The 9,482-nt window shown below is 61.9% G+C and carries 6 protein-coding genes and 1 tRNA gene; all 7 read right to left on the reverse strand.

Features of this window, described 5'->3' with window-relative positions:
• Positions 1-436: 436 nt before the first annotated feature.
• A complete protein-coding gene (locus ACESMN_RS01745; RefSeq protein ID WP_373051865.1) occupies positions 437-1,444 on the reverse strand; it encodes a cytochrome-c peroxidase in 1,008 nt (335 codons plus the stop codon).
• Between the two features lie 368 nt (positions 1,445-1,812).
• Positions 1,813-3,630, reverse strand: a complete 1,818-nt coding sequence (locus ACESMN_RS01750) for a HEAT repeat domain-containing protein (protein ID WP_373051866.1) — start codon at positions 3,628-3,630, stop codon at positions 1,813-1,815.
• Between the two features lies 1 nt (position 3,631).
• Positions 3,632-5,833, reverse strand: coding sequence for a hypothetical protein (locus tag ACESMN_RS01755; RefSeq protein ID WP_373051867.1), 2,202 nt, complete (start codon positions 5,831-5,833; stop codon positions 3,632-3,634).
• Between the two features lie 798 nt (positions 5,834-6,631).
• Positions 6,632-7,087: a VOC family protein gene (locus tag ACESMN_RS01760; protein WP_373051868.1), complete on the reverse strand. Its 456-nt coding sequence runs from the start codon at positions 7,085-7,087 to the stop codon at positions 6,632-6,634.
• 714 nt (positions 7,088-7,801) lie between these two features.
• Positions 7,802-7,892, reverse strand: a tRNA-Ser gene (locus tag ACESMN_RS01765).
• A 138-nt stretch (positions 7,893-8,030) separates the two neighbouring features.
• Positions 8,031-8,366, reverse strand: coding sequence for a DUF1820 family protein (locus ACESMN_RS01770; protein WP_373051869.1), 336 nt, complete (start codon positions 8,364-8,366; stop codon positions 8,031-8,033).
• 107 nt (positions 8,367-8,473) lie between these two features.
• A complete protein-coding gene (gene purU / locus ACESMN_RS01775) occupies positions 8,474-9,328 on the reverse strand; it encodes a formyltetrahydrofolate deformylase (protein ID WP_373051870.1) in 855 nt (284 codons plus the stop codon).
• Positions 9,329-9,482: the final 154 nt, after the last annotated feature.

Here is a 9,482-nt window from a genome sequence, read left to right on the forward strand (position 1 = left end):
CCGAACTTTCCGCATGGCCCACTAGGGCCCGCTCCTGGTTGCACGTTGCCTCGTGTTTCCGGAGTCATGCGACCTCCGGGAACGGATCACGCGGCTGGACCGCCCCCCGCAGCCCGGGCGCCATGTCCGCCGCCCGGCAGCACCGGCTGACGTCATCGAACCGCCTTTCGGACGTAACGACGTTGTCGCAACAGGTAGCCAATATGGGTGCGCCTCTCAATCACGATTGGAGTTCGTCATGGCCAGCATCGAATCCCGAATCGGCGCCGGAAACCCTTGGCCTCATCACTTCCCGCTTCGGTTTCCCTCGGCGGTTGAAAGCGCCAGGTCATGAGCTTCGCGCCCCGCCTGGCGCACCGAAAAAAAGCCTGGTACCCCAAGGTACCAGGCTTCAACCCAAGCCGCCGTTCGAGCGGCCTGATCTGGCATCAGCCGATCATTCCGCGTCCGCGTAGGGATCCGGCGCCGGAGTCACGTTGCTGGATGGCGGCAGTATCGGCAGTGTCACCTCCGGCATCTCGCCGGTGAGCGTCTTCAGGAACGCCACGATCTGATCGATTTCCTGCTCCTCATAGACGCGCCCCAACTGCAGGCGGCCCATGATGTCCGTTGCCTCTTCGAGGGTCCGCGCCTCGCCGTCGTGGAAGTACGGATAGGTGTATTCCACGTTGCGCAGGGTCGGCACCTTGAAGCTGAAGCGGTCCGCATCCTTGCCGGTCACGGCCGCGCGGCCCTCGACCGGAGATGTGCTCTGGTAGGGTTCGATCACGCCCATGCGCTGGAAGGACGTACCGCCCGCCGCCGGCCCGTTGTGGCACACGGTGCAGCCGCTGGCCTTGAACAGCCGATACCCGGCGAGTTCGTCTTCCGTCAGCGCGTCATCGTCACCCTTCAGCCACTGATCGAAGCGCGAGTTCGGCGTGACCAGGGTCTCCTCGAACTCGGCGATTGCCGCGGTGACCATGTCCACCGTGATCTCACCGCTGCCGAAGACCGCTTCGAATTCCTCGACATAATCCGGAATCGACTGCAGCACCTGGAGGGCCAGGCCGTGCGGCATGCCCATCTCGATGTCGGCCTCGATCGGACCGCCCGCCTGTTCCTGGAGGTCGGCGGCACGGCCGTCCCAGAACTGGGCCAGCGCCAGGCTGGAGTTGAGCACCGTGGGTGCGTTCACCGGACCGGCGGCCCACTTGTGACCGATCGACGTCCTCAGGTTATCGGTCCCGCCGCGGGCCAAGTTGTGGCAGGTGTTGCAGGAGATGATGCCGGACATTGACAGGCGCGGTTCAAAGAACAGCTTCTTGCCGAGTTCCACCAGTTCGGGACTGTCCGAAACATAGGGTTCGATCGGTTTGATGGGTTCGTCACGAACGGTCGATGCCCAGGCACTCGTGGCTGCGAGCGCCAGAGCAATGGCCAGGCCAATGGCTTTCGATTTCATGAGCGAAGGTTCTCCTCTGATGTTTTTTTCTTGGGGGTGCCTCTTCGTGATCCGGGCGCATCCCACGTCTATGTATAGACCATGAGCAACACAGAGCTATCGAGCGGGACGCGAGGTTTCCGGAGACAGTACATCGATTTCCGGGTGGCTGGTCTGGGGGCCATGATCCGCGGAATGTTGAGAAGGAGAGCGATGATCCGAGTGGCTCGTGTTCCGTCCCGGTTAGCCGAATTCCCCGAAGCAGCGCGACAAGCGCCGACAGGAATGGATATCGGTGTGCTGTCGCCGGAAACCCGGGAAAGCAACGTCGCCCGGAGCGCGATCCCGGAATCGGCGTATGCGCGGGCGCTGACTCTCCAGTCCCGCATTCATCTATCTCCGGCAAGCGCCTCGGCCGCTTTCTGTCGGATGCGTTTCGACGGCTCGCTGCGCACGATCTCCCTGAGCACGGGCTCGTTCTCGGGGAATTTCGCCAGGTTTTTGCCCAGCAACAGCGCCATATTGTAGCGCGTGCCCTCATCGGCTTCTGTGCGCACAGCCTGCCTGAACATCACCATCGCGGTATCAGTCGGTTCCGTCCACGATTGCAGTGCCTCGGCGATCGCACTACGCACATAGCCGTTTTCTTCCCTTTTCATGTGCGCCATCAGCTGGTCTGCGACCTGGTCGGCACCCAGCGAACCCAGCGACAGGGCCACGGCACGACGCACCGCAGGTTCGGTATCATCCAGCAGCACGACGACATCGCTCGCCAGCGTCGGGTCCTGCGTATTGCCCAGGGCGGTGATGAAGTCGCTTCGCGACGCTGCATTGTCCGAACCAAACGCACGACCGAGCAGATCTGAACGCAGCGAGCTGTACGCGGGGTCGTCTGCATTGCGCATGGTATTTCCGATGCTGCCGAGCGCGAAGGCGGCCGAACTCGCCATCCTCTGCCGTTCGCCGCCGGCATCGTTCTGAGACGCAGCCCAAAGCGCCGAGATGCCTTCAATAGTGGGTTCCTTGACGCCGCCCATCGCTACAATGGCGCGCATACCATCCATGAGCGACCAGCTGCTGTCATTGATCACGCTGGCCAGCGCCGACTGCGCGCTTTCGGTACCTGCAAGCTCCAGCGCCAGATAAAGATCGGCGCGAGTGCGATCGCTGACTTCCTGTGTCTTCAGGACATCCAGTATGAGCTCGGGCAAGGAGGCATCGACACGTAACAGGTCACGTAGGCGATGGATATGCGGCAGCCGTCCCTGCTCTGTGGCATCGAGTTCCGGGATGGTTGTCCTGATCAGTCGGCGCGCCTGTTCCGCCGTCATGTCCGGTACCGACTTCATCGTTACCCGCTCATCGACGGCAGGGGTGGTGGCTTCCGCGAAATCCCAGGGTTCCGCGGTGAGATTCGCTCGTCCGCCTGCCAGCAGGTTCAGAGAGGCGTGATTGCGGACCTTCATCACCGGGCCGCCCTCGCCCTCGGAACTCATGTCCTCCGTCACTTCCATCATCGCGATCCAATCACGACCGGCTTCGATGCTGAAAATCTCCGTGGAGCTGAGGTTCGACCAGTTGACCATACCGGCAGCCGTGGCCGTGAACCTGCGCTTGGATTTCTCGAAGCGGCCAGGGTCGCTGCGGCGGTAGACCGCCTCGTAAGTCCCCGAGCTGTTGCTTTCCTTTGTTACCCAGCCGTCGCCGCGGTCGAGGCTGACCTGGAAGGTACGTACCAGGCCCTCGAGGATACTGCGATTCTGTAGACTGACTTCTGCTGGAAACTCGAACGCCAGTGGCATGCCATTGACAGCAAAGCGCACCCTGAACGGCACCTCGAGCGCGCGATTGGTTTCGGCATCCGTCGTGCCGTTGATCTCGAGCCGGACCGATGACAGCTGCATGCCGACCAGGGCCTGGTCGGTATCGGATTCCAGAGTCAGGGTATCGAGCAGGCCCTGCAGATGCACACGCATGGTCATGGCGCTGCCCGTCCCCTGCATCTGCATCGAAGACTCGGACAACACCCGGTAGCGCTGGGAAACACCGGGATGCCATTGTATCGAAAGGGTAGCCTGTTCCGTTGATTTGGCAGGCTCCGTTCGAACCGGGACGTCTTTATCCACACTACCCCGGAACCATACTGCAAGCAGTACGCCCACGCCCAGCGCCACCGCAGCCTGCAGCCACCACGCGCGCTTCTGCATATCAAGGAACGAAGTAAGCCGGTGGCTGACCGCTGACAATCACCACGTCAAGCTGGGCGAACGGATCGTCGAAAAGAATATCCTCGCGGCGGAACAATGCAGGCGTTTTATAGATGTTTCTGGTCGCCTTGATCGTGGCCAGCTTGATGCACTTTACGTTGACGAAGCCCAACTTGCAGGTCCTGACCGCCGGCACCGAATACTTGGCAAACAGGTTCAGCTTGCCCTGCGGACCGGTGAAGATATTGCTCAGTTTCTGCAGCTGAGTGATTATGAATTCCACATCATCGCTGCTGCCGAAGCCGTCATCGATGACTTCGATCTCCGTGCCGATGAAATACACGAGCCGTTCATCGAGCAGCACCACTACGCCTTCGACACCCACAGAGAACACCTTGGTACCGACTCCGGCGAACATGCCCGCCTCGAGTTTTGCGAACGGGCCAATGGAACTTCCCACCGACACCACCGGGTTACCGCCACCGAACGCCGGGGGTTTGTCGTTGGCGTAACCGACGGTGATCTCCAGTCCAAAACTGCCGCCGACAGAGCCGCCAGCGATCATTGGCACCGGGCCGACGAAGAACTCCTGCTCCTTCGCGACCTCCTTCGAGTAAGAAATCAGGCTGCCCGATACGGAAACAGTAGTCGGCGGTATGGATTCGACCACCTGATCCAAAAAGCGTATCTCATAGGAGAAGCCCGATTGTTCCGAAGCCGGCTTGTTCAGGTAATCGGGTACGAGCTGCGCACGCGCCGTGATGCGAAGGAAGTCGAAATCCTGACCGAACACCGTGACCGGTATACCCGCAGTGACTTCCTCGATATAGCCCCGATTATCCGCCGTGGCGCCGGCATTGAAGTCGAGATTGAACGCGAAATGCGGGTTGTTGTTCCTCGTGGCAAAGCCATCGCCCGATACCAGCGGTAGAGAGGGATTCTGGAGCACGGGCACGTATGCGCCGGTATCGTAAGTAGGCGTACCGGGAGGCAACGGCGGCAGGAAGATGTCCAGCGACGGGCAGACCTCGTTATCTGCAGTGTCGCTGTCGACGACCCACGGGTCCGCCGGACGAATCTGGACGCACACCGCGAAATCCAGCGCAGCCAGGCTGACGCTTTCGTCGCCCCGTACGCCACTGAACGGCAGGCCGGAAAGGAAGGATCGCAGCTCCTCGATCGCGGCTGCGGTGAGATCCGGAGGCGGTATGGTCGGCGGCGGGGAGGAGAAAAGGCCGTCGTCGGAAGGTTGCGGCGGGTAGCGTAGCGCCTGCTCCAGCTCAAAGCCCAGCTTGCCAGGAAAATAGAATTCCATGTGCTCGGAATTCCGCTCAACGTCGTCGAGCTCCGCTTCCTCACCGATGATTTCCGCCAACAGCGGTGTAAACGTCCCCATCGGCAACCACTCGACTTCACCCTGTATGCTGGTATTGGGATCAATACCGTAGGCGTTCATGTACCGCTGTTCTTCGGAGTTCCAGAGATACAGCGGCATATCCAGCGACGTACCTCTATCGGTACGTGTGATCCGCAGGTTGGCAAAGGCCTCGATGTCGACGGTCTCGCCCACTTCCAGCCCGTCGGCGCCGACCGTGATAGTGCCGCCGGCATCGGCGTTGTAGACGTCACCAGGCACCTGCTGGGTGAATTCGTCGGTTTTGATGATCAGCGCGGCACGATCCAGCGCCACATCGGCCAGCAGGATGTTTGGAGTGGCGGTCGACGCCAGGGTGACCTGGACCGAGACGGTGTTGTCGTCCTCGTCTGTCTCGACGATCTCGTCCACCGGGTCGACCACGGCGGCAATGTAGTAAGGACCGCTGAATTCCACGCTGGCAGGCACCATGACATTCAGCACATGATCACTGCGTCCCACCGACAATTCTTCAATGATTTCGGAACCCAGCGGGATTTGCCTGACGACAGCGTCCGGATCATCGGTATCGTCGATGGCAAACAGCGATACGGCGACCTTGCTCACCGCTCGATCGGCATTCAACGACACGGTCGCCGTCAGCGGGTCGGAGATACGAGGGTCCGGAGTGTCGACGGCAATCGCGACAGCGGTGATGTTGTTCGGCGGGCTGACGTTGCCGTCGCCGTCGCCGCCCCCACCGCCGCCACCCCCACCACAAGCGACCAGTGCGGAGACGGCAAGGAGGAAGAATGCCCAGCCGGAAGATCGTCCAAGCAGAGTGCTCATTCTCCCATCCCCTTATTACGTTTCGTGGGATACCGAGTGAAGGCTGACCAAAGCCTGCCTGTCCAGAATCTGCCGACGCCACAATAAGGAGCGTAGTCAAGTATAGGTAGACTAACCGCGGTTGTGCGCAATGGAGCCACATAAACCACGGTCTTTCCATCTGTGCGGGATCCGGCGCGCGGGACCAGGAGACGACGCGCCATGTCCCATTCCGGGCCTGTTCCTCCAACGACATTTCTTGCCCGCGCCGGTATCAAGTCTCAGTCCATGGCCGCCGGCAGGCCAGCTGACCACCCGCCGGTGACAGCATCCGACAAGGAACGCGGAAACGTCAGTCGCACAGCCAAGGCAGTGCCCGCACTGCGGGCAACCCGAGGGTTTCAACGACAGGATTACATCCAGCTTCAGCCCCTGATCCCCTTCCACTCACTGTCCGCTCAGGCTCGGCTCGAGACGCCCGATGACCGATGGTGGCAGTGGCCGGCCCAGATCTGCTGTCGCTGAACCCACCACGCCAGCCTTTACGCTCAATCAGATGAACCCCGCTCGCAGTTCCTGGCTCTTGATCGCCGCCAGAGGCAAAGCCCGCCAATCGCACTTGCGAGCAACCCAAGCGCGAAGAGCAGGCTCCATTTTCTTGCCTCGGCAGCTTGATGGGAAAGCAATTCGGCAGTCGCATCTGGATAAGGAAGAGCACTCCCAGCGTAGTATATGAACGAAACAGCCATCACCAGGAGCCCGAGGATTAATAGAGCCAGTGCCGGGATATTCCTGATCATTGATGCCTAACGCCGGACCTCAGCCGTGCGCGGCCCCAGGGGCTGCTGCATGACTCGCTTGTCCATCTTCATCTTTCGGGCCGACCCAGAAGAGCGGGTTGTGCGCGACCTCCCATAGATAGCCGTCTGGATCCGCGAAGTAGCCGGAATAGCCACCCCAGAACACCTTTTGGGCCGGTTTCATCAGCTTGGCGCCCGCCGAGATGGCCTGTTCCAAAAGCTCGTCAACTGCTGCTTCGGAATGGACATTGTGCGCAATCGTGAAGCCGGCGAAGCCGGTGCCGTCGGCAGGTACCCCGACGTCTTCGGCCAGGGACCCGCGGCGGTAGAGCCCCAACCAGGTACCATGGAGCGCAAAGAACGCCACCTCCGGGGGTGAATTCATCCTCGGCAGCCCAAGACCCTGCTCGTAGAAGCGAACCGACTCCTCCAGATCCCGGACGCCAAGGGTGATCATGCTGATCCGTGGCTTCATGCAGGAACCTCCTTGGTTGCAGAAATCGTGCTGAAGAGAAGCTTGAATACCGATGATAGGCAGATTCTGCAAAGCACGGTTTGCATCCGCGTTTCGTGGCCCTGATCCGTCCGCATGTGGATGCCTCGCGCTTCCCACAGCGCAGAGCGAGCGGCCTGGGGCAATGGAAATCAGCAGCGCCGATTCACGCAGATCGGGCGTCAGCAAGGACGCGGGAATGCGGGGCCCAAATCCTTGACCGTGCGACCGACTCCCGGCTGGTCGCGCAGGCTGTTCATGTCCTCCCGGATGGATTTCGCTGTACGGCCGGCGGCGCCGGGTTCTTGCCGGCAAGAAAGCGGTTGAGCTGTTCGACATCCTGCAGGGATGCGGGCGACCAGATCAGCCCCGGCATTCAGGCGCTTCAACCTCTTCGCCCGCTTCCAGCCGGGCTAACCAGGCCTCGGTAGTCGAACCATCATTCTGGATATCGAGGGTTCGAACCTTGCTTCATCAGATACAGGAAAGGGGCCCTGAGGCCCCTTTCCTGTATCTGGCGGAGAGGGAGGGATGGATTCGCCGCTGCGCGGCTCACCCCTTCGGGGCGCCAGCATAGCTGGCGTCCTGCCCTGCCGCTGCGCGTCAGGGCAGTCGAACCATCATTCTGGATGTCGAGGGTTCGAACCTTGCTTCATCAGATACAGGAAAGGGGCCCTGAGGCCCCTTTCCTGTATCTGGCGGAGAGGGAGGGATTCGAACCCTCGATACGGGGTTACCGTATACACACTTTCCAGGCGTGCGCCTTAAACCACTCGGCCACCTCTCCCGAGTCCACACACGGGCACGCATTTTCCGCCCGCGCGAGAAGCTGCGAAGGGTAAACCAGGCCGCCGCAAACCGCAATTGGCGCGCCCCGGCGGGGCCCGCTCCCGGCGCGCAGCAGCGCCCTTCGGGCCGCCCGAAACTACCTGCCCCGCCCCGGATCCGGCGGCACGACGCCTGGCAGTACGTGCACGTTCCCTCCGGGGCTCATGTCGCGGATGCGTGCGGTACCCACTTCCTCGACCTCGTCGACGCGGATCACCGCGTGCAGCGGGATGTGAAAGCGCTGCACCCCCTCGAACTCGTTGCGCAGCCGCTCTTCGCTGGGGTCCACGACGACCTGGGAGCGTTCCCCGAAGAGGAGACCCTCGATGGTGACGAAGCCGTAGAGCTGCTCCTGGTAGACCTCGCGGGCGAAGATCTCGTAGACCTTCCCCTGGTTGATGAACTGGACGCGAAATCGGGTCTTGTTGCTCATGGGCACATCATGCAGCCGTGCCCGGGAAATTCAAGCTCTGGGAATGCGCCTGATGAAGCTACCCCGCCGGGGACAGATTTGAAATCTGTCCCCGGGGAGCGCCCGGATCAATCGAACACGATGGTCTTGTTGCCGTGGGTCAGCACCCTTCCCTCCAGGTGATAGCGCAATCCCCGCGCGAGCACCCAGCGTTCCACGTCCCGGCCCTTGCGGATCAGATCTTCCACCTGGTCGTCGTGCCGGATGCGGGCAACATCCTGCTCGATGATGGGCCCGGCATCCAGATCCTCGGTCACGTAATGGCAGGTCGCGCCGATCAGCTTCACGCCGCGGGCGAAGGCCTGATGATACGGGCGCGCGCCGATGAAGGACGGCAGGAAGCTGTGGTGGATGTTGATCACGCGGTGGCGGAATTCGCTGCAGAGATCCGGAGGGAGGATCTGCATGTACCGCGCGAGCACGACGGTGTCCGCGCCAAGGAGATCCAGGCGCTCGCGCAGCAGTGAAAAGGCCTCCGCACGTGTCTCGCGAGCGACCGGCAGGTGTTCGAACGGGATGCCGTAACAGCTGGCGACCTCCTCCAGTACACGATGGTTGGAGAGGATGGCCGGAATCTCCATTGGCAGTTCACCCGAACGCCAGCGGGCGAGCAGGTCCGTCAGACAGTGCGGTTCCCTGCTGACCAGGATGACCACCCGCGGCCGGGCATCGGTGCGCACCAGCGACCACTGCATCGCGAATTCGCCGGCGAGGTCCCCGAGGCTGCCCGACAGATCCGTGTCGCGCCCGGCAGGCAGGGAGAAGACCCAGCGCATGAAGAACCAGTGTGCCTCGGTATCCGTGTGCTGCGCGGCCTCGGTGATCCAGCCCTCGGCATCGGCGATCAGACGCGCCACGCGGGCGACGATTCCCAGCCGGTCGGGGCACGAGACGGTCAGGCGGAATTCGGCGCGTTCGTTCATCGGCGGGCTCGCGGCATTGCGGGGCAGCGCAGCAGTGTACTTGGCTGCGTGGGGCGCTTGAAGGCCTGAAATGCACGAAGGGGGCCGAAGCCGACGGATTGGGGACGGATCGGGACCGATCGGGGGATGGACGCGGATCGATCGGGATGGATCG

It is taken from the genome of Thioalkalivibrio sp., from assembly GCF_041690275.1.
Taxonomy (GTDB): domain Bacteria; phylum Pseudomonadota; class Gammaproteobacteria; order Ectothiorhodospirales; family Ectothiorhodospiraceae; genus Thioalkalivibrio.